This is a genomic window from Bradyrhizobium sp. 170, assembly GCF_023101085.1.
Taxonomy (GTDB): domain Bacteria; phylum Pseudomonadota; class Alphaproteobacteria; order Rhizobiales; family Xanthobacteraceae; genus Bradyrhizobium.
In genome coordinates, this window is the sequence record NZ_CP064703.1 from 7036402 (window position 1) to 7061564 (window position 25163).

The 25163-nt window shown below is 62.4% G+C and carries 21 protein-coding genes; 10 read left to right on the forward strand and 11 right to left on the reverse strand.

Features of this window, described 5'->3' with window-relative positions; all coding sequences use genetic code 11:
* Positions 1–2: 2 nt before the first annotated feature.
* The 3 genes from IVB05_RS32820 to IVB05_RS32830 all read right to left on the reverse strand — a co-directional run bounded on the left by IVB05_RS32820 (position 3) and on the right by IVB05_RS32830 (position 3274).
* Positions 3–1019: a branched-chain amino acid ABC transporter permease gene (locus tag IVB05_RS32820; RefSeq protein WP_247780136.1), complete on the reverse strand. Its 1017-nt coding sequence runs from the start codon at positions 1017–1019 to the stop codon at positions 3–5.
* On the reverse strand, positions 1016–1918 hold the full coding sequence (locus tag IVB05_RS32825) for a branched-chain amino acid ABC transporter permease (RefSeq protein WP_247780137.1): 903 nt from the start codon (positions 1916–1918) through the stop codon (positions 1016–1018). Before IVB05_RS32825 ends, IVB05_RS32820 begins: the two co-directional genes overlap by 4 nt.
* Positions 1919–2014: 96 nt before the next feature.
* On the reverse strand, positions 2015–3274 hold the full coding sequence (locus IVB05_RS32830; RefSeq protein ID WP_247780138.1) for an ABC transporter substrate-binding protein: 1260 nt from the start codon (positions 3272–3274) through the stop codon (positions 2015–2017).
* 169 nt (positions 3275–3443) lie between these two features.
* On the opposite strand from IVB05_RS32830, the gene IVB05_RS32835 reads away from it, so the two are divergent.
* The 5 genes from IVB05_RS32835 to IVB05_RS32855 all read left to right on the forward strand — a co-directional run bounded on the left by IVB05_RS32835 (position 3444) and on the right by IVB05_RS32855 (position 9440).
* A complete protein-coding gene (locus IVB05_RS32835) occupies positions 3444–4940 on the forward strand; it encodes an AMP-binding protein (protein WP_247780139.1) in 1497 nt (498 codons plus the stop codon).
* Positions 4937–5593 carry a TetR/AcrR family transcriptional regulator gene (locus IVB05_RS32840; protein WP_247780140.1) on the forward strand — a complete coding sequence of 219 codons (657 nt, stop codon included), beginning with the start codon at positions 4937–4939 and terminating at the stop codon, positions 5591–5593. Before IVB05_RS32835 ends, IVB05_RS32840 begins: the two co-directional genes overlap by 4 nt.
* Positions 5583–6359, forward strand: a complete 777-nt coding sequence (locus IVB05_RS32845; RefSeq protein WP_247780141.1) for an SDR family oxidoreductase — start codon at positions 5583–5585, stop codon at positions 6357–6359. The genes IVB05_RS32840 and IVB05_RS32845 overlap by 11 nt, the downstream gene beginning before the upstream one ends.
* Positions 6360–6369: 10 nt before the next feature.
* A complete protein-coding gene (locus IVB05_RS32850) occupies positions 6370–8280 on the forward strand; it encodes an NAD(P)/FAD-dependent oxidoreductase (RefSeq protein WP_247780142.1) in 1911 nt (636 codons plus the stop codon).
* Between the two features lie 530 nt (positions 8281–8810).
* Positions 8811–9440, forward strand: a complete 630-nt coding sequence (locus IVB05_RS32855; RefSeq protein ID WP_247780143.1) for a DsbA family protein — start codon at positions 8811–8813, stop codon at positions 9438–9440.
* A gap of 8 nt (positions 9441–9448) precedes the next feature.
* Here the strand turns inward: IVB05_RS32855 and IVB05_RS32860 are convergent, their stop codons facing one another.
* Complete coding sequence (locus IVB05_RS32860) at positions 9449–10459, reverse strand: glutathione S-transferase N-terminal domain-containing protein (protein ID WP_247780144.1); 1011 nt, start codon at positions 10457–10459, stop codon at positions 9449–9451.
* A 163-nt stretch (positions 10460–10622) separates the two neighbouring features.
* Here IVB05_RS32860 and IVB05_RS32865 point away from each other — a divergent pair, with 163 nt between their 5' ends.
* The 3 genes from IVB05_RS32865 (at position 10623) to IVB05_RS32875 (ending at position 13804) form a co-directional block, all read left to right on the forward strand.
* Complete coding sequence (locus tag IVB05_RS32865) at positions 10623–11417, forward strand: class II aldolase/adducin family protein (RefSeq protein WP_247780145.1); 795 nt, start codon at positions 10623–10625, stop codon at positions 11415–11417.
* Between the two features lie 295 nt (positions 11418–11712).
* A complete protein-coding gene (locus tag IVB05_RS32870) occupies positions 11713–12888 on the forward strand; it encodes a phosphatase PAP2 family protein (protein WP_247780146.1) in 1176 nt (391 codons plus the stop codon).
* 7 nt (positions 12889–12895) lie between these two features.
* A complete protein-coding gene (locus IVB05_RS32875; RefSeq protein ID WP_247780147.1) occupies positions 12896–13804 on the forward strand; it encodes a GAF domain-containing protein in 909 nt (302 codons plus the stop codon).
* A 16-nt stretch (positions 13805–13820) separates the two neighbouring features.
* On the opposite strand, the gene IVB05_RS32880 is transcribed toward IVB05_RS32875, so the two are convergent.
* From IVB05_RS32880 to hutI, 7 genes are all read right to left on the reverse strand, one after another.
* On the reverse strand, positions 13821–14978 hold the full coding sequence (locus tag IVB05_RS32880; protein WP_247780148.1) for an epoxide hydrolase family protein: 1158 nt from the start codon (positions 14976–14978) through the stop codon (positions 13821–13823).
* 165 nt (positions 14979–15143) lie between these two features.
* Positions 15144–15995: an amidohydrolase family protein gene (locus IVB05_RS32885; RefSeq protein ID WP_247780149.1), complete on the reverse strand. Its 852-nt coding sequence runs from the start codon at positions 15993–15995 to the stop codon at positions 15144–15146.
* Positions 15995–17032: an aldo/keto reductase gene (locus IVB05_RS32890; RefSeq protein WP_247780150.1), complete on the reverse strand. Its 1038-nt coding sequence runs from the start codon at positions 17030–17032 to the stop codon at positions 15995–15997. The genes IVB05_RS32885 and IVB05_RS32890 overlap by 1 nt, the downstream gene beginning before the upstream one ends.
* 123 nt (positions 17033–17155) lie before the next feature.
* Positions 17156–18439, reverse strand: a complete 1284-nt coding sequence (locus tag IVB05_RS32895; RefSeq protein ID WP_247780151.1) for a cystathionine gamma-synthase family protein — start codon at positions 18437–18439, stop codon at positions 17156–17158.
* A gap of 71 nt (positions 18440–18510) precedes the next feature.
* The gene (gene hutU / locus IVB05_RS32900) at positions 18511–20181 is read right to left on the reverse strand and encodes a urocanate hydratase (protein WP_247780152.1); all 1671 of its coding nucleotides are present in this window, start codon (positions 20179–20181) and stop codon (positions 18511–18513) included.
* Entirely contained in the window at positions 20178–21755 is a 1578-nt protein-coding gene (gene hutH / locus IVB05_RS32905) for a histidine ammonia-lyase (RefSeq protein ID WP_247780153.1), read from the reverse strand. Before hutH ends, hutU begins: the two co-directional genes overlap by 4 nt.
* On the reverse strand, positions 21752–22966 hold the full coding sequence (gene hutI / locus IVB05_RS32910) for an imidazolonepropionase (RefSeq protein WP_247780154.1): 1215 nt from the start codon (positions 22964–22966) through the stop codon (positions 21752–21754). Before hutI ends, hutH begins: the two co-directional genes overlap by 4 nt.
* Before the next feature lie 87 nt (positions 22967–23053).
* Between hutI and IVB05_RS32915 the strand changes: the two genes are divergently transcribed.
* Positions 23054–24412 (forward strand): formimidoylglutamate deiminase, encoded by a 1359-nt coding sequence (locus IVB05_RS32915; RefSeq protein ID WP_247780155.1) that lies wholly within the window; start codon positions 23054–23056, stop codon positions 24410–24412.
* Positions 24409–25152 carry a histidine utilization repressor gene (gene hutC / locus IVB05_RS32920; protein WP_247780156.1) on the forward strand — a complete coding sequence of 248 codons (744 nt, stop codon included), beginning with the start codon at positions 24409–24411 and terminating at the stop codon, positions 25150–25152. The genes IVB05_RS32915 and hutC overlap by 4 nt, the downstream gene beginning before the upstream one ends.
* The last annotated feature ends 11 nt before the right edge of the window (positions 25153–25163 follow it).

A 25163-nucleotide genomic window follows, 5' to 3' on the forward strand; every position in this document is an offset into this window, starting at 1 on the left:
GGCTACTCCCCGGAACCTTCGCGGCGTCGCGCATACCACTCGACCACAAAATCCATCAGGCCTTTCCGCAGGCCGATGGCAAAGAACAGGATCACGATCCCGAGCACGATGCCGTAATATTCGGTCAGCCGCGTCACGGTGTCGTTGAGGATCAGCAACAAGACGGTGCCCACCATCGGGCCAAGGAACGTCGTAACGCCGCCCAGCATGTTGATGAAGATGCCCTCACCCGAGATCGTCCAGTAGGCGAACTCGGGATAGGCGCCCGACACGAACAGCGCCATGATGATGCCGCCGGTGGAGGCAAACAGTGCCGCCAGCACGAAGATCGTGAGTTTTGCGCGCCAGACGTCGATGCCGATGAAGCTGGCGCGGGTGGCGTTGTCGCGGATCATCCGCAAGGTATAGCCGAACGGCGATTGCGCGATCTGGCGCATCAAGAGAAGGCCGATCACCAACAGCGCGCAACTCGTGATGTACAGATGCACATGGTTCGACAAGTCGACGCCGAAAAAGGCCGGGCGCGGGATACCGCCGCGCAAGCCCTGATCGCCGCCGGTCAGCGATACCCAGGATAAAATCGTACTGTGGATCAGCATCTGGAATGCCAGCGTGACAAAGGCGAAGTAGATCTCCTTCAGCCGCACGCAGATCGCGCCGATGACGGCGGCGATAAGGGTGGTGATGACTAGCGTCGCAACAAACGCAACCGGCACCGGCAGGCCGCTGCGCTGCATGATCAGGCCAAAGCCGTAGGCGCCGAGGCCAAAGAACATCCCGTGGCCGAACGAGACCAAGCCGGTAAAACCCACCAGCAGGTTGAGCGAGGTCGCGAACAGGCCGAACGCCGAGCAACGGATGACAAAATCGAGCAGCGCCTTGCTGCCGGTGAGCATCGGCAGGATCGCCAGCACGGCAAAGGCCGCCAACGCGATCAGCACGTCGCGATAGCGCGAGCGCTGCGATTGGGACTCGATCCGCGGCACCACGGCGCCCTGTTCGGCCTGCAATTCGGTCATGCGACCTCCTTGCCGAACAGCCCGGTGGGCCGGGACACCAGCACGATCACCATGAACAGGTACATCAGCCCTTCCGTGAACAGGGGAAAGCCGAGCGATCCAAACGAGCGGATCATGCCGATCAGGATTGCGCCGATCAGCGCGCCGAGGATCGAGCCCATGCCGCCGATTACCGTGACGATGAAGGATTCGATCAGGACCGAAAATCCCATGCCCGGCGTCAGCGAGCGCACCGGCGCGGCGAGCGCACCCGCAAGGCCCGCGAGCATGCCGCCGAGCGCGAACACCCCGCCATAGATAAGACCTGTATTGATGCCGAGCGCGGATACCATGCCCGGATTATGCGCGGCCGCGCGGATCACCTTGCCGATCCTGGTGCGGCCCAGGCCGAGCCCGAGAACCACGGCTGCCACCAGCGCGACACCGATCAGGAGTAGGTAATACGGCGGCACCACGCCGCCGGCAATGAACAGCGGCGCCACCTGGAACGCCGCCGGCATGCCCATCGACTTGAATTCCGGCCCCCAGATCATCCGTACGACGTCATCGAAGATCAGCACGAAAGCATAGCAGACAAGGAGTTGCATCAGCACGTCGGAGCCATAGACCCGGCTCATGAATACGCGCTCGAAGATCAGGCCAAGCAGCGCCGTGCCGGCCGCCCCGCTCAGCATCGCCAGCGCAAAACTGCCAGTGAACTGATAGGCCGTCATCGCGAAATAAGCGCCGAACATATAGAAGGCGCCGTGGCTGAAGTTCACGACCTTGAGCACGCCAAAAATCAGCGTCAGCCCGACGGCGACGAGAAACAGCAACATGCCGATGATGAAGCCACTGGTGGTCTGCGTCACCAGGCAGGCAGAACTGGCGAGACAGCCGGTAAGCGCATCGAGATCCAAGGGAAGCATCCATTGCAGCGTGCCAGCATGCGCGGCGCGCGAGAAACATTCGGCGGCGAACGGAGGCAGCCTACGCTGCCTCCGCCTCACAGTCGATCAGGTGTAGCCCTTGCTCTTCTTCCACTCGGCTTCGAGCTCGAAGATCGTCTTCCAGTCGCCGGCCTGAACTTGCGGCACGTAGGGTTCTTGCGGGATCGTCGTGCCCCAGCCGATCGCATAGCCGACCAGCGTCTGGTCCTCGGCCCGCATGGTGACGGTGCCGTCGGCGCCAAACGGCGACTTGATCTTCAGGCCGCGCAACGCCTCCGCAATCTTCTTGCCGTCGGCTGAATTCGCCTTCTTCGAAGCTTCCGCCAACAGCATGATTGCAGTTGCATTTTCCCATGACCAGTTGGTGGGATATTCGTTGTACTTCGCCTTGTAAGCGTCACCCCATGCCGCATTTTCCGCGGTCGCGGGATAGGTCTTGATGTAGCGGTTGCCGGAATGAATGCCCTTCGGCAGGTTCTTCACTACCGTCAGCGCGGTGTAGTCGGCCATGTTGACCGCGAACACTTCCATCTGGCTGAACAGCGCGTAGATGTTGGCCTGATCGATATAGGATGTGAGATCGCCGCCCCAGAGACAGGAATACAATGCTTGCGGCTTGGCCTGCAGGATTTTCGTCACCACCTCGGTGTAGTCAGGCTGGAAGAGCTTGGGCCAGGACTCGCTAATGATCTCAACGTCAGGCGCGAAGCGCTTGAGATACGTCACGTATTCGCCGGTGGTGTCGCGGCCATAGGCATAGTCGGGCGAACAGGTCGCCCATTTCTTCAGCCCCTTGGCCTTGGCGATCGCCGCTGCGTAGCTGCCGCCGACGATCGAGTCGTGCACGCCCTGCCGCGCGGTGCGGAACGCGTTGGGAATGTGCTGCTTGGGATCGGCAGTCAGCGCCGAGGTTTCCGAGTTGGTGTGAAGGCAGAGCACGCCGAGATCGCGCGCCACCTCATGCACCGCGAAGGCGCCCGATGATGCTTCCGCGTCGATCAGAATTTCGCATCCGTCGGTGTTGACGAGTTCGCGGGCGACGCGGGCGGCTTCCTGCGGCTGTCCCTTGGAATCGCGGATCACCATTTCGATCTGCCGTCCGGCCAGCCCGCCGGCAGCATTGACCTTTTCGATTTCCAGCATCACCCCGTTGCGCGACGAGGTTCCGAGCTGCGCCACACGTCCGGAGAGAATGGTCGGCATGCCGATCTTGATGGTCTTGGCTTGCGCGCGCGCCACCCAGGGCGTCGCAAATGTCACGGCCCCGGCGCCCATCATGGCCAATGTCGCACGTCGGCTTACGCCCGGTTTGCGGGTTCTCGTCATTGCTTCCTCCCTGTGGGGTTTGCGTTCCCAAATCCCTTCCGGAGATCGTGTCGCCTCCGTACTCACAAGGATTTCAGAGCAAGGGGGGTGACGTCAAGCCAAAGATGAATTACGAGTCATAATTCATCTAGGGAGAGACGGGGCCGGAAACCGGCTTTTTGGGCGGATAATGATCAATCTATCCAGCTTCATCGCGTTTCATGCCCGGCGGACGCCGGATCGCTGTGCGCTGAAATACCGCGGCGAGGATGTCTCCTATGCCGATTTCGACGCCCGTATCCGCCGGGTCGGTGGATGGCTCGCCGCACGCGGAATAGGCCCGGGCGACGTGGTCGCGGTGCTGATGAAGAACAGCACCGCGTTTCTCGAACTGGTATTTGCCACCAGCCATATCGGCGCAGCGTTTTTGCCGATCAATTATCGCCTGTCGGCCGACGAAGTCGGCTACATCGTCGGCAATTCCGGCGCGCGCATCCTGATTGCGGATGAAGAGTTTTCCGGCACGGCCGCTGGCGGCGCACCGGTGGTGCTGCTCGATGAAGCCGCACAAGCCGCCGCTACTCAGCTTGCGCTCGACATCGCACCCGCCCCGATGCACGTCCGCCAACCGCGCGACCTGATGCGGCTGATGTACACGTCAGGCACGACGGACCGCCCCAAGGGCGTGATGCTCACCTATGAGAACATCTACTGGAAGTCCGCGGATCAGACTCTGGCCCTTGGCTTGAACGCCGACACGCGATTGCTGGTGGTCGGCCCGCTCTATCATGTCGGCGCGCTCGATCTGCCGGGGATCGCCGTGCTCTGGCACGGCGGCATGCTTTCCATCCACCGCAACTTCGAGCCCGAGCAGGCACTCGCCGCGATCGAGACGGAGAAACTCAACGCCGCCTGGTTCGCGCCCGTGATGACGACCGCGATCCTTACCTGCCCTGCTCGCAACCGTTACGACGTATCGAGCCTCCGATGGGCGATCGGCGGTGGCGAGAAGACGCCGGAAATGCGCATCCGCGCCTTCTCCGATTACTTCAGAAACGCCCGCTACATCGACGCCTATGGCCTGACCGAGACCTGCGGCGGCGACACCTTCATGGAAGCCGGCCGCGAGATCGAAAAGATCGGCTCGACCGGCCGCGCCATCGCCCATGTCGAAATCGAAATCCGTGACGATGCCGGCAACCGGCTGCCGTCCGGCAAGAACGGCGAAATCTGCCTGCGCGGGCCCAAGGTTACTCAAGGCTACTGGAAGGATGCCGAGAAAACCGCGGCGGCGTTCTTCGGCGACTGGTTCCGCACCGGCGACGTCGGCTATCTCGATGAGGACGGCTTTCTCTACCTGACTGATCGCAAGAAGGACATGATCATTTCCGGCGGCGAGAATATCGCATCCTCCGAAGTCGAACGCGTCATCTACGAACTGCCGCAGGTGCGCGAAGTCGCCGTCGTCGGTATGCCCGACGCGCGCTGGGGCGAAAGGCCCGTCGCGGTCGTGGTGCTGGGCGATGGCGCCGCACTGGAATTATCTGATCTCGCCGATCACTGTCGCGCGCGCCTCGCAGGTTTCAAGGTGCCAAAGCAATTGATCATCCGCGACAGCCTGCCGCGTAACCCTTCCGGAAAAGTCCTCAAGCGCGTGCTGCGCGCCGAACTGGAATCCCACGCATGACGCAATCTCCGCAAACCGCATCGGGCAAAGGGACAAAACTCAACCGTGTCGAGCGCAACGCCTGGACCAAGCGCAGGATATTCGACGCCGCTACCAAGGTCGTCGGCAAGCACGGTTACGCCGAGGCTTCCGTCGCCCGCATCACCGAGGAAGCCGGCGTCGCGCAGGGCACGTTCTACAATCACTTTGAAAACCGCCAGGAACTGCTCGATCAATTGCTGCCGAAGATCGGCACCGACATGGTTTACTTCATCCGCGAGCGCACCGGGACTGCGCAGGCGGCCAGGCAGGAGATCGAACGCTTCAGCGCCTTCTTCGATTTCATTCGAGAGGTTCCAGAATTTTTGCGCATCCTCAACGAGGCCGAATATTTCGCGCCGATCGGTTACCAGAAGCATCTCGATAACATCGCCACCTCCTACGTCCGCATCCTCCGGCGCGCGCGTCAGGCCGGCGCGATCGTCGATTATAGCGACGAGGAGTTCGAAGCCATCGTTCACATGTTGATGGGCGCACGTGGATACTTGAGCCGGCGCTACTCCTATGTTGGCGGCAACGTCACCGCGGCGCCTGAGCATGTCATCTCCGCCTACCGAAAGCTGGTGACGCGCGGCCTGTTCACACCGGAAAAAGGCAACGACCATGACCGCTGAGGGTATCGTCCTCGTCACCGGCGGCAGCCGCGGCATTGGCGCCGCGACCGCTACGCTCTTGGCCGAGCAAGGCCGGCGCGTGGTGATATCAGACATCGCGCCGGAACCGTTGGCTGGAACGCAAGTCGTCCTGTGGCCGGCCCCATTCGACGTCGCAAACGAAGGCACCGTCGTCAGCGGCATCGCCGATATTGAAGCAGCGCACGGCCCGATCACGGGCCTCGTCAACGCCGCCGGCGTCTTCGGCAAGATGCACCGGATCGAGCGCGTGCGGATGGATCAATGGGACCGCGAGGTCAATATCGACCTGCGTGGCACCTTTCTGGTCGCCCGCAGCGTCGGCGTAAAGATGGCCGAGCGGCGGCTTGGCGCGATCGTCAATGTCGCCTCCGTTGCCGGCATGACCTCTGGTCCGATCCATGCCTATACCGCCGCGAAAGCCGGCGTCATCCAGATTACGCAGACGCTGGCCGCCGAATGGGGCCGCAGCGGCGTGCGCGTCAATGCGGTCTCGCCGGGCTTTACGCGCACCGCCATGCTGGAAGCTGGTATCGCCTCCGGCGCGCTGAACCAGAAATGGCTCGAAAGTCCGACCGCGATGAACCGCCTGGTCGAGCCGATCGAGGTCGCACACGCCATCGCGTGGCTGCTTTCGCCGCTGAGCAGCGGCGTCACCGGAATCAATCTGCCCGTCGATGCCGGATACATCGCAGGCACCACTTGGGCCGCCTATGGCGGCCTGCCGGACGCACCCGGCGCGCAATGAGGACACGAGCATGAATATCGAGCTGCCGCGCAAGAAACTCGATCTCGCATCGGCCATCGCCGAGGGCGATATCCGTGTGTTGCTGATGGTGCTGGTGCACTTGACCGGCGACGAGCGTTGGCTGGCGCCGCCCTACAAGCCCAGGCGCGACGTCCGCCTGATCCCGGATCCGCAAGCCGGCATGCCCAAGGAAATCCAGGCCGAAATCCGCGCCGCCGTTCTGAAGCTGTTCGCAAACGGCGAACCGAAGCCCGTCCTCACCGACCCCGGTGACGAGTTGATGCTGAAGATGATGCGCGCGACGCTCGGCGAGAACGTCGCGCCGGAATATGCGCCGTTGATGCGCGAGGAAATGGGCTTCATTCCCCGGGAGGCGCGCTGGACCAAACCACCATCGAGCGAGAAGCTGGTGCAGCAGCATGTGCTGATCGTCGGCGCCGGCGTCTGCGCCATCGCGCTGGGCGTTACGCTTGGCCGGCTCGGCATCCCCTACACCATCGTCGAGAAGAACGCCGAGCTCGGTGGCACCTGGTACGTCAACCGCTATCCCGGCTGCGGCGTCGATACGCCGAACCATTCCTATTCGTTCTCGTTCGGCGCGCGCAACCCGTGGACGCGTTACTTCGCCCAGCGCCAGGAGTTGCTCGATTACCTCAAGAAAGTCGCGCTCGAATACGACATCCGGAAACATCTCCGCCTCAACACCGAACTGAAATCGTCGCACTGGGACGAGAACAAGCGACGCTGGATCTCCACATTGAAGACCGCCAATGGTGAGGAGATCTTTGAGTCGACCACGCTGGTCAGCGCCATCGGCCAGCTCAACGACCCCTCACCTGCGCACTTCAAGGGCGAGGAGGATTTTAAGGGTGAGATGCTGCACTCAGCCTTGTGGACCGACGACATCAAGCTCGACGGCAAACATGTCGCCGTCATCGGCACCGGCGCTACCGCGATGCAACTGGTACCCGCGATCGCCGACCGCGTTGCGTCGGTCACCGTCTACCAACGCACCGCGCAATGGGCGCGCCCCGTGGCAGGCTACTCCGATCCCATCACCGAAGGCGCACAGTGGCTGCTCGCACACCTGCCGTTTTATGTGCAGTGGTATCGCTTCAACATGTTCTGGCGCTACGGCGACGGCCTGTTGCCGTTCCTGCGCAAGGATCCGGACTGGCCGCATCCCGAGCGCGCCGTCAACAAGGGCAACGACCGGCATCGCGAGGAGCTGACGGATTTCATCCTGTCCGAATTGAAGGACCGTCCCGACCTGATCGAGAAATGCGTCCCGACCTATCCGCCCTATGGCAAGCGCATTCTGCTCGACAACAACTGGTTCAAGACGCTGACGAAGCCGAGTATCGAACTGGTCACCGACAAGATCGACCATTTCGCAAAGGACGGCATCGTTGCTTCGGACGGCAAACTGCGGCCGGCCGATGTCATCGTGATTTCGACAGGATTCAAGGTCACGGAGATGGCGGCACGTCTCAACATCAGCGGGCGTGACGGCAAGAATCTCAGAACGGCATGGGCCAACGACAACCCGACAGCCTATCTCGGTCTGACCGTACCGGACTTTCCGAACTTCTTCGTGATGCTCGGTCCCAATTCTGGCCCCGCGCATGGCGGCAGCGTCATCTTCCAGTCGGAATGCCAGAGCCGCTACATCTCTACTTGCCTCGTCGAAATGATGGAGCGTGATATCGCCGCCATCGATGTTCGCCCGGAGGCGCACGATCAATACATCCGGAAAGTGGATGCCGAGCACGAGCAACTGATCTGGACGCACCCCGGCATGACAACCTACTACCGCAACGGCCAGGGCCGGGTTTTCTCGGCGATGCCATGGCGATTTGTGGATTACTGGGCCATGACCCACGATCCCGATTTACGCGATTACCGCCAGACCAGGATCTGACATTTGTTCCGGGGGGAACCGGTGCATGAGTGCCGATGGGATAGCTTGACACCAGCCCGTATCTGCCGCAGCATTTGCATGCTGCACCTGATGGAGTCACGGAGCGTTGGGCTCCTCGCTTCGCAGGCATTGGCGCCCCCGGTCAGATGATCAAGGCGACACGCAGCGTGCGGACGAAAGTCCGTCGGCCAACTCTTGAGGAGGAGCATGACGCCACCGGATCAGACTGGTGACCTTGCTCATCGCAAGGTCAGGGTGCGGTCGAGGTCATAAGCAGCTGCCAGCCTCATTGCACCTTCAACAATTCGAACGACATATCCGCGGGACTGGAGCGCAAAGGCCACGCGCTGCCGGATCCTGAGACCATACTGGTGTCTACCAGAAATCCTTCGCCTATAACGAAGATGTCGGGCCCCGCGATGCTCTCATGCACCGGGGCCCATTCGTTTTTAGAATACCAAAACCGCGCCGCATGGTTCCATGCTCTGTTCGGATCGGGGAAATTTGATCCGACCGAACAAGGACACGCCATGGATAAACCGCGCGTACGAATCTACACCGATTACAAGAGCCCCTACGCCTTCGTCGCCAACAAGCGGCTGTTCGAGCTCGAGGATACTTACGGTGTCGAATTGGAATGGCTGCCCTACACGCTGCGCATTCCAGAGTTCATGGGAACGGTGGAAGAGCGCACACCGCATTTCTGGCGCAAGGTGCGCTACGCCTATATGGACGCGCGCCGTTACGCCAATGCGCAGGGCCTCACCATGAAGGGGCCGCGGCGCATTTATGACGCCTTCTATTCCAGCGTCGGCATGCTGTTCGCACAGCGCCATGGCCTGTTCCGCCCCTATCACGACACGGTGTTCCGCCGCTTCTGGAGTCATGATCTCGAAATCGACGAGTTGTCGGACATTGCCCGCGTGATCGCGTCGATCGGCGGCTCGGCCGAAGCGTTCGAGGCCTACGTCCACGGCCCGGCGCGGGCCGAGCACGACCGCATCATCGATGAAGCGGAAGCGCTCGGTGTGTTCGGCGTGCCGACCATGGTCTTCAACGGCGAATTGTTCTGGGGCGGCGATCGCATCGACATGCTGATCGAGCGCATCAGGAATCCGGAATCGATCGCAACGGCGCTGGGCAGCCGCCACCGGACGTGAGCTTTTAACTAGCCGCCGGCCAAATGCCGCCGGCACCCGGTGCGCTCCAGCACCGGCCGCAACGCAGCCCGACTGTCCGCATCGAGTGCTGAAAACTTGTCGCGAAGCTGCTGCAGGCACTTCACCTGATATTTGAACGGCGCCAGCGCATAAGGCAGGCCCCAAACATTCATCTCCAGCCGCTCAAGGCCTTTGGCAAAGGCCTCTGCGTTGGCGACCAGGAACGGCAGATAGAGTTCGCCGGCAATTCTCAATAGCGCTTCGGCCATGCCGCCGAGCGCCTGCTCGCGCGGATACCACTCCCCTTCCACTCCCGATGCATCGTCCAGCCGCCGCACCCAGTGATCGGTGAACGGCGCCTTCGCACGCATGATCCGCATCGGCGTCGGGTCGGTCGCCATCTCGCTGAGCTGGCCGAACCAGGCGAAATCGGCGAGCGACGGCCGGCTGCCGAACAGATAGCTGGTCATGCCGACATGCGGCTCGAACGCCGCGAGTATCCGAAAGTAGCTCTCTTCCAGCAGCGGCTTGTTTTCCGCCGTCGCGCCGAGAATGACCATGCGCGAAATCTGCCGCTGGCGAAATTGCTCGATCTCCTCTGCGCTGCCGGTCTCGGCGTCCGACACCGACCACTCCTCGCCGGCCCAGCGCGCGACGTAGGCTTGGTCTTCCGGATCCCACCAGCGATAGAGAAATAGCGGCTTCACCGCCCATTCGTCGGCGAGGTCTTCCAGGAGATCGCAGATGAACGCGACCGCCTTGTCATCGGGAATGACGGAGCGTTCCTTGTGACGGCCCTCCAGATCGTAGGCCAGCATCGTGGTCTCGTCGCGGTAGGCCCCGTCAGGATACTGCAGCACCGGAATCAGATTGGGCCGCAAATGCTCGGTCGCCTTGCGCAGTGCCTTGGTCATGATGACCCAATCGAACGGAATCCTCCGGTAGCGCAACAGCGCGCGCAACTTGATGGCATAAGGCGATGCGGTCGAGCCGATGAGCCGGTAACGTCCTTCGATCATGGCATTCACCTCGTCCCGTGCCATAGCGCATTCGAATTTCACCCGCCAGACCTGCAATAACGCCTGCGGTGCTTGCCTTGCGGCGCAGCGAAATTTGCAGCTATCCTGCCGGCCAATGATCCGGCCCCGCCCGGGCCCAATAATCCAACCGCGGAGAAACGCCATGAATCCTCCCGTCAGTTCGCCCGCCGTCAAGGTCATAAAATCGGTTCGCGAACAGGTGAGCGCGGAGGAATGGCAGGCGCGCGTCGATCTCGCGGCCTGCTACCGTCTCACCGCGATGTACGGGATGACCGAGATGGTGGCCAACCACATCTCCTGCCGCGTGCCCGGTACAACCGACCAGTTCCTGATCAACCCTTACGGGATGCTCTACGAGGAAATCGACGCTTCCAGCCTGATCAAGGTCGACGTCGAAGGCAACACGCTGTTCAACGCCTCCGACTACGACATCAACGTCGCCGGCTTCGTGATTCACAGCGCCATCCACATGGCCAAGCACGACATGGATTGCGTGGCGCATACGCACACGCCGGCCGGCATGGCCGTCTCGGCCATGGAATGCGGATTGCTGCCGCTGGCGCAGACCTCGATGCGGTTTCTCCACATCGCCTATCACGATTTCGAAGGCATCGCCGACAATGTGGACGAGCGCGAGCGGCTGGTAAGAGACCTCGGCGACAACGAAGCCATGATCCTGCGCAACCACGGCCTGCTCGTCGTCGGCCGCACCGTGCCGGCAGCCTTCAATGTGCTGTTCCGCCTCGAGCGCGCCTGCCAGGTGCAGGTCATGGCGCTATCCTGCAACACCAAGCTGATCTATCCGCCGCAGAACATCCTCGAAGACACCTATGAACGGATGCAGCCGAAACCCGGGCGCAGCACCCGTAACGGCAACCTTGCCTGGCCGGCGCTGCTGCGCAAGCTCGATCGGACTGATCCGTCGTATCGGACCTGAAGCGTGGGCGCGATTTAGTCCGAGGTCTGAGCGAAGAATTCCTGAGCCGGACGACCAGGTTCGTCCGGCTTTTTTTGCGATTGCCGATGCAACCGGTACACGAACGCACGTACGGGTAACTCCCCACACCAGTTTCGACGGAACTTGGAAATCCGGGTACCGAACTTCGTTAACCGTAACACTTCCAGAGGTTGTATTTCTCTCGCTGTTTTACCTCTCGATTTCACTTTTGTTAAAGGCTGTCTTGTTTGGTGCAAACAATCTGAAATTGTATTGCCCGACGAGAAAATACCGCATGCCCAATCCTGCCGCCCAAGCGTTTGAACGCGCGAAGGCCATTCCCTCCGCTCAGAGCCGACCTGATTCCGCGTTGGACGTTGCCGCGCTGATCAGCAATAGCCGCATCATTTGGGGTGTGATCGCCGCGATGGCCGCCGCGGCGGTCTTCTCCTTTCGCGCCACCAATCTTTCATTCGCATGGGAGAGCCTCGACATTGTTCCGGCATCCGTCGTGGGCCTCGTGGCTATATCGTGGTTCTTCCGCCGAATTCGACCCGCCTCCTCGATAGGGTTCAGTACGGAATGCTGCGCACAACTTATGCTTGTTCTGACGATCGGTTGCGCGCTATCGTATCCTTCGGCGACAACGGGATTTCCCTATCGTGATGCCGTATTGAATGCAGCCGACACGTGGATGGGACTCGACTGGCGGGCCTACCTCCATTTCTTTAACGACCGCCCCCTGCTCGGCACCTTGGGGCGCCTCGCTTACAGCTCGATATTACTCCAGCTCCTTGTGCTGATCGTGAGCCTCGCCGGCCCGTCGCGGTTGTTGCGGCTTCAGCAGTACATCCTTGCCACCGCGCTGGCGCTCGTGATCACTCTCGTTGTGTTCGCATTCGTTCCCGCGTCCGGGATCTTTACTTTCCTCAATATCCAGCCGGATGAGTTCGCGAACCTATCGCCGATCATGACCACCAATCAAATTCTCCGCCTCGATGCGCTGCGCAACGGGCAACAAAGCCTCGTCAACGGAATGGAGGGACTCATTACCTTCCCGAGCTTTCATACCGTCTGGGCTGTTCTGTTCATGTGGGTTTTCTATCCGATCAAGCAATTGCGGTATGGCGCGATCTTTTTGAATTTGTTCATAATCGCCTCAACGCCGATTCTTGGCGCTCACTATTTCATTGATCTCGTCGGCGGTGTCGTCGTTGCCGTAGTCGCAGTCTGCGGCACGGCGAGATTCTCGCGTGGTTCGCGTACGAGCGGCGCCTCCCAAAAGATACCTGGCGTTGTCCTGGATATTCCAGGCATGTCCGCAGACAAAAGCCGGGAGATCCAGACAGCGCACGATCTTTGGGCGCAGCCTGCCTGTAATTTGATCGCACATACTGTCGCTAAATCGCCGATGCTGATGTCAGGCGTGGCGACAGGTGCGTCCGATGAAGACGTTTATACGAGTGGTTGAGTTGTGGGTGCCCGACCGAACCCGCACGCGCCTGGAGTTCGGCGGCTGTCTTTGCAGCGAAGAGTACACGGAGTTCAAGGCCGTCAGCGAAAACGCCCTGTTCGCCTATGACGAAGGCCTGCCCGGCAAGGCCTGGGCCGCAGGGCATCCCGTCATCCTCACCGAATTCGCAAACTCCTACTTCAAGCGCACGGACGAGGCGATCGAAGCCGGCTTGACCTGCGGCGTGGCGCTGCCGGTCTTCGCCGGCGAATTCCTGATGGCCGTGATGGTGCTGTTCTGCGGCGACGACGAAAAGCACGTCGGCGCCATCGAGCTCTGGCACAACGATCCGGAGAAGTCCCACGAGATGGGCCTGGTCGACGGCTACTACGGCACCGCCGATATGTTCGAATTCAATTCCCGGCACACCAAGTTCCCGCGCGGGTTCGGCCTGCCCGGCCGTGCCTGGAAAGCTGGCATGCCGCTCATCATCAAGGACCTGCACAACGCCAAGAGTTTTCTGCGCTGGGAGGAAGTGAGCGAAATCGGCATCAATTGCGGCGTCGGCATTCCCTACACGACGCCACCGGATCAAACCTGGGTCATGACGTTCCTATCTGCGCAGGCAACGCCGATCGCGAGACGCTTTGAGATCTGGGTGCCGAATCCGTCGCGAACGGAACTCGTGTTTCAGTCCGGCGATTGCAGCAAGAATGCCGACCTGACCTCGCTTTATGCGTCAAAAGCGATCCGCAAGGGCGAAGGCAGCATCGGCGGCGCCTGGGCGACGGGCATGCCGGCCATCAACGAACATCTGAAGGTCGATGAATCGATCGCGGCGCAGCTCGCGCGCGCCGCCGGCATGAACCAGATTGTCGTTCTTCCGGTGATCGAGAACGCCCTGCTCAAGGCCGTGCTCGCCTGGTATCTCTGAACGGCCGCGCGACTGATCAGGATACAGGCGGCTCCCGCAGCGTCCTGAAATAGTTCCGCACCTCCCGCACGAACAGATCGGGCTGCTCGAAAGCCGCGAAGTGACCACCCTTCGGCATTTCGCTCCAGTGCTGGATATTCGTATAACTCGCTTCCATCCACTTTCGCACCGGCGCAACGATCTCCTTGGGAAACACGGCGACGCCCGTCGGTATCGTCACCTTGAACGGCGTGCGACGCTTGGACCCGAAACTCTCCCAATACAGGCGAGCTGACGAGGCGGCGGTCGCCGTCACCCAATAGAGCATGACGTTGTCGAGCAGTTCATCGCGGCCAAGGACGTTCTCGGGGTGGCCGTCGCAATCGGTCCAGGCCCAGAACTTTTCCAGGATCCACGCAGCCTGCCCGCTCGGCGAATCCGTCAAGCCGTAGCCGAGTGTCTGTGGCCGGGTCGATTGCTGCTTGGAGTATCCGGAATCCCAATCGGCGTAATACTGAATGCCGTTCAGGGCGCGGGCTTCCTCTGAAGTCGGCTGCCCTTCCACGTTGGGCCGCATCGACATCGCCAGCGTGATGTGAATGCCGGCGCAATGTTCGGCGTCCTGCGCCCCGATCGCGGTCGTGATCGCCGAGCCCCAGTCTCCGCCCTGCGCGCCATAGCGCTGATATCCAAGGCGATCCATCAACACCGCCCAGCTTGACGCGATGCGACCGACGCCCCAGCCGGTGGCCGTCGGCTTTGCCGAAAAGCCGAAGCCGGGCAATGACGGGCAAACGACGTGAAACGCGTCGGCGGCGTTGCCGCCGTGCGCGGTCGGATCGGTCAAAGGCTCGATCACCTTGTGAAACTCGACCACCGATCCGGGCCAGCCATGGGTGATAATCAGCGGCATCGCTTCCGGGTGCGGCGAACGGACGTGCTGGAAATGAATGTCGAGCCCGTCGATCTCGGTGGTGAACTGCGCAAAGCGATTGAGCCGCGCCTCGCGCCCGCGCCAATCGTACTCCTGCGCCCAGTAGCGGCAGATGTCCTTGATCCATTTCAGTGGCGCGCCCTGGCTCCAGTCGTCAACCAGTTCGGCTTCCGGCCAGCGCGTGTTGCGCAGCCGCGACTTGAGATCGTCGAGGACGTCGTCGCCGATCGAGATGCGATAGGGTTTGATTTCAGCGCTCATGAAAGACCTTTCGTACCCCAGCCGAAGCTGCCGGGACCGACTTCACGAGCAGAAATCATCGCCGCACACGAGGCTGATATCAAGGGCCTGAGAGGTCGGCGATAGGTTCAAATCGCGCTACATCGTCAGCGGTTTGACTACGGGCGCGGGAAAGTAGCCTGGCGATCAACTGGCTTCAACATTCCGTCCCCGGCTCGAGAGATAGATGCGCGCCGCGTTACCGCCGAAGATAGCTGATTTTTCGTCCGGTGACAGGCCGGCCAGCAGGGTTTCGGCGGCGGCAAACCATTTTTCATAACCGCCCGCCAGATTGACCACTGGCCAGTCGCTTCCCCATAGCAGGCGATGTGGCCCGAAGCACGCAACGACATGATCCACGGCTTTCCGTAGATCCGCAATTTGCCAGTCCGGTGCGGCCTCGGTTGCCAAACCCGATAGCTTACAGACGACGTTGGGGCGTTCGGCGAGCGACGCGATATCGCCCTGCCAGATCGCAAGCTCGCCGGTTGCAAGCCGCGGCTTGGCGCAATGGTCCAGCACGAACTGCAGCTCAGGATATTCATCAACGACCCGCAGCAGCCGCGACAAGTGACGCGGCAGCACCAGCGCGTCGAATACCAGGTTGTTCCGGGCCGTCGCCACCAATAGCGGCGCCAAGGCAGGGCGGAGCAGCCAATCGTCATCGGGAATGTCCTGCACCATCGGCCGCAACCCAACCAGGAGTTTGTGGGCTGCGAGAGCATCAATGCGCGCCTCGCCGTCGGCTGCGTCAAAGTCCGTCCAGCCGACCACGCCGCGCACGACCTGCGCCTTCGCCGCGATGTCGAGCAGAAACATGGTCTCCGCCTCGGTCGGTGCGGCCTGCACCAAAATCGTCCCCTGGATGTCAGCAGCAGCAAGGTGCGGCGCCAGGTCCGAAAGGGAAAAGTCACGATGGATCGGTGCGAGCGCGGGCGTCAGCCAACCGTAATCGCCCCGGGCGAGGCTCCACACATGATGATGCGCATCGATCCGCATCAGCCGGCCACGGATTGCGGAACGGGCGCTTCCGCATCCAGCAAACGCTCAGCCTTCAGATCGGCCCAAAGCGCAGTTGGCACCTTGCTGGACAGCGCGGCGACGTTGCGCTCGACCTCCTGCGGACTTTGGCCCCCCAGCACAACGCTCGCCACCGCCGGATGGCCCAGAGCAAAATGCAATGCCGCGGTCGGCAGGGCAACGCCATGCGCATCACAGACGCGCTCGATCTTCACTACCTTTGCCAGGATCTCAGGCGGCGCATCCCTGTAATTGTATTTGGCACCGCTCACCGCGCCGGTCGCCAGAATACCTGAATTGAATACGCCGCCGAGCAACACGCCAATTCCCTGTTGCTGCGCCAGCGGCAGAAATTCCGCCAGCGCCGGTTGCTCCAGCAGGGAATAGCGCCCGGCGAGCAGCATGGTATCGAACGATCCGGCTTGCGCGAAACGCACGCACATGTCGGCCTCGTTTACGCCGATCCCGATACCCGCAACGACACCCTCTCCGCGAAGCCGGTCCAGCGCCACATACGCGCCAGCCATCGCTTCGCGAAACCGCGCGTCGATCGCGTCGGAACCATGAGTCCAGACGTCGACGTCGTGGATCAGCAACAGGTCCAGCCGATCGGTCCCCAGCCGCAACAGCGACTGTTCCACCGAACGCATGGTGCCGTCATAGGAATAATCGAACACTGCCCGGTGCGGCAGCCCTCCGACAAAGCCGGAACCATCGACTCGCCGATGAAACGGGTCCATCCAGCGGCCGACCTTGGTGCAAACGACGATGTCCTGGCGCGGCACCCGCCTGACCACGGCGCCGCAACGATGTTCGGCGAGGCCGTTGCCATAGTGCGGGGAAGTGTCGAGAAGATTGATGCCCAACTCGAACGCGCGTTCCACCGTATCGATGGCCGTGCCATCATCCAGTTGCACGAAGAGATCACCAAGCGGCGCGGTTCCAAATCCCAGGACCGAAACCTGAAGCCGCGTCCGACCAAGGGCGCGGCGTGGTAGTGCGAATACTGGTTTCATGTTGACCGCTCTCTTCGGCGCATTGCCCAGTCGCGGCGATGCGCCGGCTGGATACTGATTTTGCCACCGACGAACCCCGAGCGGAAGTCAATCCCACGCATGAACGGCAAGCCTCACATGCAGCTATGCCTGATTCAAAGCCTGCGTAATGTCCGCGATCAGATCAGACGGGTGCTCGATGCCGATCGACAGTCGGATCGTGGAGTCGAGAACGCCGATCTTTTGACGGATTTCAACCGGAACGCCGGAGTGGGTCATGGTTGCCGGCAGGCTGGCAAGCGACTCCGTGCCGCCCAGGCTCACCGCCAGCTTGAAGATTTGCAGCGAGTTCAGGAATCGGGACGCCGCCGCCTGGCCGCCGGCAATGTCGAACGAAAACGTGGATCCCGCGCCAAGGCATTGCCTCGCGAACAGACGGCCGGCGGGGGAGGTTTCGTCGTGATGAGCGAGGTAGTGAACCCTCTCAACCTTGTCGTGGTCGCGCAAATAATCCGCCACCAGCCGCGCATTCTGGTTGGCTTTTTCCATCCGCAAGCTCAGCGTTTCGAGCGAGCGGCCGAGCATCCAGCAGGAATGAGGATCCAGTTGGGTGCCGATCGCGCCTCGCAACGCCTTGATGTCCTTCATGAGGCCTTTTGAGCCGAGCGCGGCGCCCGCGATCAGGTCGGAATGACCACCGACATATTTGGTCAGCGAGTACAGCGAAAGATCCGCGCCATGTTCGATCGGCCGCTGGAACACCGGCCCGAGCAACGTATTGTCACATGCGATGATCGGCGTGTAGCCCTGCGCCTTGCCGATGTTGTCGGCGATGCGGCGGACCATCGCGATATCAACGAGCCCGTTGGTCGGATTTGCCGGGGTTTCGATGAGAATCATCGCTACCCGCCCCTTTCGCATGGCCTCATCGGCCGCCAGCGCGACAGCGGCTTCGTCGATGCCGTCGGCAAAACCCACCGCGCCGATCGAGAAGCCGGCAAGCGTCTTCGCAAGCAGCGTTTCAGTGCCGCCGTAGAGCGGCTGAGAGTGCAGGATCACGTCGCCCGGCCGTACGAACGCGAGAATCGTGGTCGCGATCGCCGACATGCCGGACGAGAACAGCGCACAGGACTCTGCGCGCTCGTAGACGGCGAGCCGGTCTTCCACAATCTCACTGTTGGGATGATTGAACCGCGAATAGACGAGGCCCGCGCCCATCCCTTCCGGAGGCTCACGCCGACCCGCAACGTAATCGAAGAAGTCCTTGCCGTCTTCGGTGGTCTTGAAGACGAAGGTCGAGGTCAGGAAGACCGGTGGCTTGACGGCTCCTTCCGACAGTTGCGGATCGTAGCCGTAGTTCAGCATCAGCGTTTCGGGATGCAGCACGTGGTTGCCGATATGGGTCTTCGACGGAAACGGTTTCACCATGGCCTCTCTCGCTGTCTTGAGGGAACCTAGAGCCCGGCACGCACCATCGGCGGCATAAACTCTCCGGTGCGCTACAACGCCAGGCTGGGCAGATCGAGCCCGTTGTCACGGGCGCATGCAATCGCGCTTTCATAGCCCGCGTCGGCATGCCGCATGACACCCGTCGCAGGATCGTTCCAAAGCACCCGCTCGATGCGGCGCGCAGCTTCCGGGGTTCCGTCGGCGACAATCACCATGCCAGCGTGCTGCGAATAGCCTATGCCGACGCCGCCGCCGTGATGCAGCGAGACCCACGTGGCCCCGCTGGCACAGTTGAGCAGCGCATTGAGCAGCGGCCAGTCAGACACGGCGTCCGAACCATCACGCATCGCTTCGGTTTCGCGGTTCGGACTCGCAACCGAGCCGCTGTCGAGATGATCGCGGCCGATGACGATCGGCGCCTTCAACTCGCCGCTCGCCACCATTCCATTGAATGCCAGGCCCAACCGGTGGCGATCGCCAAGGCCGACCCAGCAGATCCGCGCCGGCAGCCCCTGAAACTTGATCCGCGCCTTCGCCATGTCCAGCCAGTTGTGAAGATGTTTGTCGTCCGGCATCAGCTCTTTCACCTTGGCATCGGTCCGGAAGATATCCTCGGGATCGCCCGATAGCGCTGCCCAGCGGAACGGCCCGACGCCGCGGCAGAACAGCGGACGAATATAGGCCGGAACGAAGCCGGGAAAATCGAATGCGTTCTTCAATCCCATGTCCTTCGCCATCTGGCGGATGTTGTTGCCGTAGTCGAGCGTGGGAACGCCCTGTGCGTGGAAATCCAGCATGGCCTGGACGTGGCCGACCATCGAGGTCTTGGCGGCCGCTTCAACCGCTTTCGGATCGTCCTGGCGCTTCGATTCCCATTGCGCGAGCGTCCATCCCTTCGGCAGATAGCCATTGATCGGATCGTGCGCGCTGGTCTGGTCGGTGACGATGTCCGGCCTCACGCCGCGGCGTACCAGCTCGGGAAAAACATCGGCGGCATTGCCAAGCAGGCCGACCGAGACCGGCTTCTTGCTCTGCGTAGCCTCCGCCATGATCGATAGCGCCTCGTCAAGCGTGCTCGCCTGCCGGTCAAGATAGCCGGTGCGCAAGCGCATCTCGATGCGGCTCGGCTGGCATTCGATCGCGAGCATCGACGCTCCGGCCATCGTCGCGGCAAGCGGCTGGGCGCCACCCATACCGCCGAGCCCTGCCGTCAGAATCCACTTGCCCGCCAGGCTGCCGTTGTAATGACGTCGGCCGACCTCGACAAACGTCTCATAAGTCCCCTGCACGATGCCCTGGCTGCCGATGTAGATCCATGATCCGGCCGTCATCTGCCCGAACATCATCAACCCCTGCCTGTCCAGTTCGTTGAAGTGATCGAGCGTCGCCCAGTGCGGCACCAGGTTTGAATTGGCAATCAGCACGCGCGGTGCATCGGGGTGGGTGCGGAAAATTCCGACCGGCTTACCCGACTGCACCACCAGCGTCTGGTCGGCGTCGAGCTTGCGTAGTGAGGCAACGATCCGGTCAAAACTGTCCCAGTCGCGGGCTGCACGGCCGATGCCGCCATAGACGACAAGTTCGCTCGGCCGTTCGGCGACATCAGGATCGAGGTTGTTCATCAGCATCCGGAGCGGCGCTTCCGTCAACCAGCTCTTGGCGCTGATCTCGGACCCGCGGGGCGCGCGGATCGTACGGTCGTTGTCCAGTCGGCGGTTCATGACAGATGACCTCTCTCGGCAAGGTTTGGAAACGGATTCTTCTTGAGCACCGACATCGCGGCGGCCGGCAATGTGCCGGCTGCGACCAGCGCCGTTGCCTTTGCGAGATCGTCGGCCATATAGCGATCGTGACCGAGCGCCGGCACCTGCTCGCGCAGTGCGGCAATGACCGCCGCAAGCGCAGGGCTGGTCGTATGCGGCGCGCGCAATCCGATGCCTTGCGCTGCGACCAGCAGCTCGATGCCGAGAATGGCGGCAAGGTTATCCGCCATGTCGGACAAACGGCGCGCCGCGTGGGCGGCCATCGACACATGATCTTCCTGGTTGGCGCTGGTCGGCGTCGAATCGATCGAGCAGGCCGCAGCGCGCTGCTTGTTTTCGGCATAGAGGGCTGCCGCCGTCACCTCCGCAATCATGAATCCGGAGTTGAGGCCGGGATCAGGCGTCAGGAACGGCGGCAGGCCGAAGTTCAGCGCGGGATCGACGAGTGTGGCGATGCGGCGCTCACTGATCGCGCCGATCTCGGACAATGCCAATGCGATCTGGTCGGCTGCGAATGCGACCGGCTCGGCGTGAAAATTTCCACCCGAGACGATCTCGCCGCTCTCAACCAGCACCAGCGGGTTGTCCGTGACAGCGTTGGCCTCGATCGTCAGTGTGCGGGCGGCTTGCATCAACAGGTCAAGCGCGGCGCCGGCCACCTGCGGCTGACAGCGCAGGCAATAGGGATCCTGCACGCGCTCGTCGCCTTCGAGATGCGACATGCGGATGTCGCTGCCTTCCAGCAACGCCGTCAGCGCCGCGCCGGCGGCGACTTGCCCGGCATGCCCGCGCAACTGCTGGATCTCGGGACGGAACGGGGCCGTCGAAGCCATGGCCGCGTCGACCGACAAGGCGCCCGTCACCAGCGCCGTGCACGCCAGGCCATGGGCACGCAGCAAGCCGGAAATAGCATAGGCCGTCGAGAACTGCGTACCGTTGATCAAAGCGAGGCCTTCCTTCGGCCCCAGGGTAATCGGCGCGAGATTGGCCGCGGCCAGCGCATCGCGACCCGGCACTACCTTGCCGTCGACAAGCGCCTGCCCCTCGCCGATCATGACGGCGGTCATGTGCGCCAGCGGCGCCAGATCGCCGGACGCGCCCACCGATCCCTGCTGCGGCACCAGCGGACAAACGCCGCACGCCAACATGGCCTGGAGTTGCTCGATGATTTCACGACGCACGCCGGACGCGCCGCGCCCCAATGAAACGATCTTCAGCGCCATCATCAGGCGAACGATCGGTTCGGGCGTGGGCAGTCCTACCCCGCAGCAATGCGACACAATGAGGTTGCGCTGCAGCAGCGCGGTCTGGTCCGGAGGAATTCGCTTCGACGCCAGTTTTCCGAACCCGGTATTGATGCCGTAAACCGGCGCTTGCGCACCCGCGGCCTTCGCAACGATGGCCGATGCCGCGTCGACGCGCGGCCAGAACGATGGATCGAGCTCGACGGCCGCGCCTGCAAGCACCTGCGCCAGATCGTCGAGGCCGACCTTTCCGGGCGAGACGACGATGGTTGCATCCCGGTCGCTCATTGTCCCCTCCACACCCGGCGGTGCAGCGGGTTGAAGCCCATCCGGTAAATCAGCTCGGCGGGGCGGTCGATATCCCAGATCGCGAGATCGCAATATTTCCCGGCCTCGAGCGTACCGGTCTCACCGAGAATACCCAGCGCGCGCGCACCTTCCCGCGTCACGCCGGCAAGGCATTCGGCAACCGTCATCCGGAACAGCGTCGCGCCCATGTTCATGGCCAGCAGAAGTGACGTAAGCGGCGAACTGCCGGGATTGCAGTCGGTCGCCAGCGCCATGTTCACGCCATGGGCACGGAACAGCTCGATCGGCGGCTTCCTCGTCTCGCGAATGAAGTAGAACGCGCCCGGCAGAAGCACCGCCACCGTGCCTGCCCGCGCCATGGCGGCAACACCGGCTTCATCCGTATGTTCCAGATGATCGGCGGACAGAGCGGAGAATTCCGCGGCGAGCGCGGCGCCGCCGAGGTTCGACAACTGATCCGCATGCAGTTTGACCGGCAATCCAAGCACCGTGGCCGCGCGGAACACGCGCGCTGATTGCTCGCCTGAAAACGCGATGCCTTCCATGAAGCCATCGACCGCGTCGGCGAGCCCGGCCTTCGCCACAGCCGGCAGCATCTCCTGGCAAACCAGATCGATGTATCGATCCTTGTTGCCCTCCGCTTCCGGAGGCAGCGCGTGCGCGCCAAGAAACGTCGTGCGGATCGTGACCGGCCGGTCACGGCCCAACGCACGCGCGGCCGATAGCTGACGCATCTCAGTGTCCGTATTGAGCCCGTAGCCGGATTTGATCTCCAGTGTGGTCACGCCCTCGCCGATCAGGGCGTCGAGCCTCGGCAGCGCTCCGGCAACAAGTTCGGCCTCGCTGGATGCTCTCGTCGCTGCGACCGTCGAGACAATGCCGCCGCCGGCGCGCGCGATCTCTTCGTAGCTTGTTCCTTGCAGCCGCAGCTCGAATTCATGCGCGCGGTTTCCGCCAAAAACCAGATGGGTGTGACAATCCACCAGTCCGGGCGTGATCCACCGCCCTGCGCAATCGACGCGTTCGGCCGCATCGGCATCCGATGGAAAGTCGGAACGGCTGCCTGCAAAGGCAATGCGGCCGTCGCGCGCGCCGATCAGGCCGTCCTCGATCACACCGAGCCCGGGCAGATCCTCCCGGACCGTGGCAAGCCGGGCGTTGAGCCAGATTCGATCGAAGCGCTCGGCCATGCAGCTCTCCTCAGCGGCAGGAGCTTGACGTATCCATATGTCTATACATAAAATCGTGTTGGTATTCTGTCCAGCCGGTTTGGAAACATGTCCACTCTGCATTTCGGATCAGCGCTGCTCCCCTCGGGGTGGGCTGATGACGTGCAGGTGGTGGTGACAGATGGAACCATCACGCAGGTTTCGAGCGGCGTGGCGCCGGAAGAGCACGATGAACGCCACCCGTTGGCAATCCCCGGAATAGCCAGCCTGCATAGTCACGCGTTCCAGCGCGGCATGGCAGGGCTCGCCGAAACACGCGGCAATTCCGCGGATACGTTCTGGACATGGCGCGAGACGATGTATCGTTTCGCGCTGGAGATGACGCCGGAAGACACCGAAGCCGTCGCAACGCTGCTCTATGTCGAGATGCTCGAGCATGGGTATACCCGCGTCGGGGAATTCCATTATCTGCATCACGACCGCGATGGCACGCCCTACGCCAACCCTGCGGAGATGGCGACGCGAATTGCACGGGCCGCCGAGATCTCCGGCATCGGGCTCACACTACTGCCGAGTTTCTACGCGCATGGATCGTTCGGTGGAGCGCCACCGCATGCCGGCCAGCGCCGTTTCATCTGCTCGGTCGACCAGTTTGCCAGGCTGACGGCCGCCACGCGCACGGCCATCCGCGCGCTGCCGGGCGCCAATGTCGGCGTCGCGCCGCACAGCCTGCGGGCCGTGACGCCTGATGAACTGGCGGCCATTGCACCGCTGGCCGAAGGCGGACCGGTGCATATTCACGCCGCCGAACAGACAAAGGAAGTCGATGAATGCATCGCCTGGTCGGGGCGGCGGCCGGTTGAGTGGCTGCTCGAACATGCGCCGGTCGATCAGCGCTGGTGTTTGATCCATGCGACCCATATGACCGAGACGGAAACCACCGCGCTTGCAAGAAGCGGTGCGGTCGCCGGACTCTGCCCAGTCACCGAAGCGAGCCTTGGCGACGGCATTTTTCCGGCCCGCGAATTCCTTGGGGGCGGCGGGCGGTTCGGCATCGGTACGGACTCCAACGTGCTGGTCGGCGTCACCGACGAACTGCGTCAGCTCGAGTATTGCCAGCGCTTGAAATACCGCGAGCGCAATGTGCTGTCCGGCGGTCCCGGCCTGTCGACCGGCCGCGCGCTGTTCGAGACCGCGCTCACCGGCGGCGCCAAAGCGCTCGCACAGCCAACCGTCGGACTCCAGGCAAGTGCGCGCGCCGACATCGTGACCCTCGACACCACCCATCCCTCGCTCGCCGGGCGCCGCGGAGACGCCGCCCTCGACGGCTGGATTTTTGCGGCGAACGCAGGTGCCGTCGACACGGTCTGGGCAGGTGGCGCCAAAGTTGTCGAGAAGGGACGTCACAGGCTCCGTCAAAAGGCGCGTGACATGTTCAACGCAACGGTGCGGAGGCTCGTGGCATGAGCCTCGCCACCGATCGCGGCAAACTCCAGTCGGCCGACAAGCCGACGCTGTACAAGCAGATCCGGATCGACATCGAGCGTCGCATCCTGACCGGAGAATGGCCGCCCGGTCATCGCATCCCGTTCGAGCATGAGCTGATGTCGCGTTATGGCTGCTCGCGCATGACCGTGAGCAAGGCGCTGTCGGAGCTTGCGCAAGCCGATCTGATCGAGCGGCGGCGCAAGGCTGGCACCTTTGTCCGCCGTCCCACATTTCTGTCAGCGGTGCTCAAGATCGCCGACATCCGCGCGGAGATCGGCGCGCTCGGCCGCAGTTACGGCTATGAGTTGATCCAGTGCTCGCGGCGGACCGCAAACGCGACCGACCGCGACCGCCTTGGGGCACGGAAAACCGGAAAGGTGATCGCGATTGCGTGCCGTCACAGCGCCGACGATGTGCCGTTCGCCATCGAGGACAGGCTGATCGATCTCGACGCCGTACCCGAAGCGGCTGCGGCGGATTTTGCGACCGAGCCGCCCGGCTCGTGGCTGCTTCACCACGTGCCATGGACGGAAGCCGAGCACTCGATCAGCGCTATCGTGGCTGACAAAGAGGCCGCCGCGGCGCTCGACATCGCCATCGGCGCCCCCTGTCTGGTGATCGACCGGCATACCTGGCGCAGCGCGCGGCCGCTGACGGCTGTGCGTCTGCTCTATCCGGGCGAGTCTCACAAACTGGTTGCCCGCTTCAAGGGCGGCTGAGAGGCAGAGCA

Excerpts from the sequence above, each read along its gene's own strand:
- IVB05_RS32820 (WP_247780136.1), bottom strand. The coding sequence starts at position 1,019 with ATGACCGAATTGCAGGCCGAACAGGGCGCCGTGGTGCCGCGGATCGAG.
- IVB05_RS32830 (WP_247780138.1), bottom strand. The coding sequence starts at position 3,274 with ATGACGAGAACCCGCAAACCGGGCGTAAGCCGACGTGCGACATTGGCC.
- IVB05_RS32835 (WP_247780139.1), top strand. The coding sequence starts at position 3,444 with ATGATCAATCTATCCAGCTTCATCGCGTTTCATGCCCGGCGGACGCCG.
- IVB05_RS32840 (WP_247780140.1), top strand. The coding sequence starts at position 4,937 with ATGACGCAATCTCCGCAAACCGCATCGGGCAAAGGGACAAAACTCAAC.
- IVB05_RS32845 (WP_247780141.1), top strand. The coding sequence starts at position 5,583 with ATGACCGCTGAGGGTATCGTCCTCGTCACCGGCGGCAGCCGCGGCATT.
- IVB05_RS32850 (WP_247780142.1), top strand. The coding sequence starts at position 6,370 with ATGAATATCGAGCTGCCGCGCAAGAAACTCGATCTCGCATCGGCCATC.
- IVB05_RS32855 (WP_247780143.1), top strand. The coding sequence starts at position 8,811 with ATGGATAAACCGCGCGTACGAATCTACACCGATTACAAGAGCCCCTAC.
- IVB05_RS32860 (WP_247780144.1), bottom strand. The coding sequence starts at position 10,459 with ATGATCGAAGGACGTTACCGGCTCATCGGCTCGACCGCATCGCCTTAT.
- IVB05_RS32865 (WP_247780145.1), top strand. The coding sequence starts at position 10,623 with ATGAATCCTCCCGTCAGTTCGCCCGCCGTCAAGGTCATAAAATCGGTT.
- IVB05_RS32870 (WP_247780146.1), top strand. The coding sequence starts at position 11,713 with ATGCCCAATCCTGCCGCCCAAGCGTTTGAACGCGCGAAGGCCATTCCC.
- IVB05_RS32880 (WP_247780148.1), bottom strand. The coding sequence starts at position 14,978 with ATGAGCGCTGAAATCAAACCCTATCGCATCTCGATCGGCGACGACGTC.
- IVB05_RS32885 (WP_247780149.1), bottom strand. The coding sequence starts at position 15,995 with ATGCGGATCGATGCGCATCATCATGTGTGGAGCCTCGCCCGGGGCGAT.
- IVB05_RS32890 (WP_247780150.1), bottom strand. The coding sequence starts at position 17,032 with ATGAAACCAGTATTCGCACTACCACGCCGCGCCCTTGGTCGGACGCGG.
- IVB05_RS32895 (WP_247780151.1), bottom strand. The coding sequence starts at position 18,439 with ATGGTGAAACCGTTTCCGTCGAAGACCCATATCGGCAACCACGTGCTG.
- hutU (WP_247780152.1), bottom strand. The coding sequence starts at position 20,181 with ATGAACCGCCGACTGGACAACGACCGTACGATCCGCGCGCCCCGCGGG.
- hutH (WP_247780153.1), bottom strand. The coding sequence starts at position 21,755 with ATGAGCGACCGGGATGCAACCATCGTCGTCTCGCCCGGAAAGGTCGGC.
- hutI (WP_247780154.1), bottom strand. The coding sequence starts at position 22,966 with ATGGCCGAGCGCTTCGATCGAATCTGGCTCAACGCCCGGCTTGCCACG.
- IVB05_RS32915 (WP_247780155.1), top strand. The coding sequence starts at position 23,054 with ATGTCCACTCTGCATTTCGGATCAGCGCTGCTCCCCTCGGGGTGGGCT.
- hutC (WP_247780156.1), top strand. The coding sequence starts at position 24,409 with ATGAGCCTCGCCACCGATCGCGGCAAACTCCAGTCGGCCGACAAGCCG.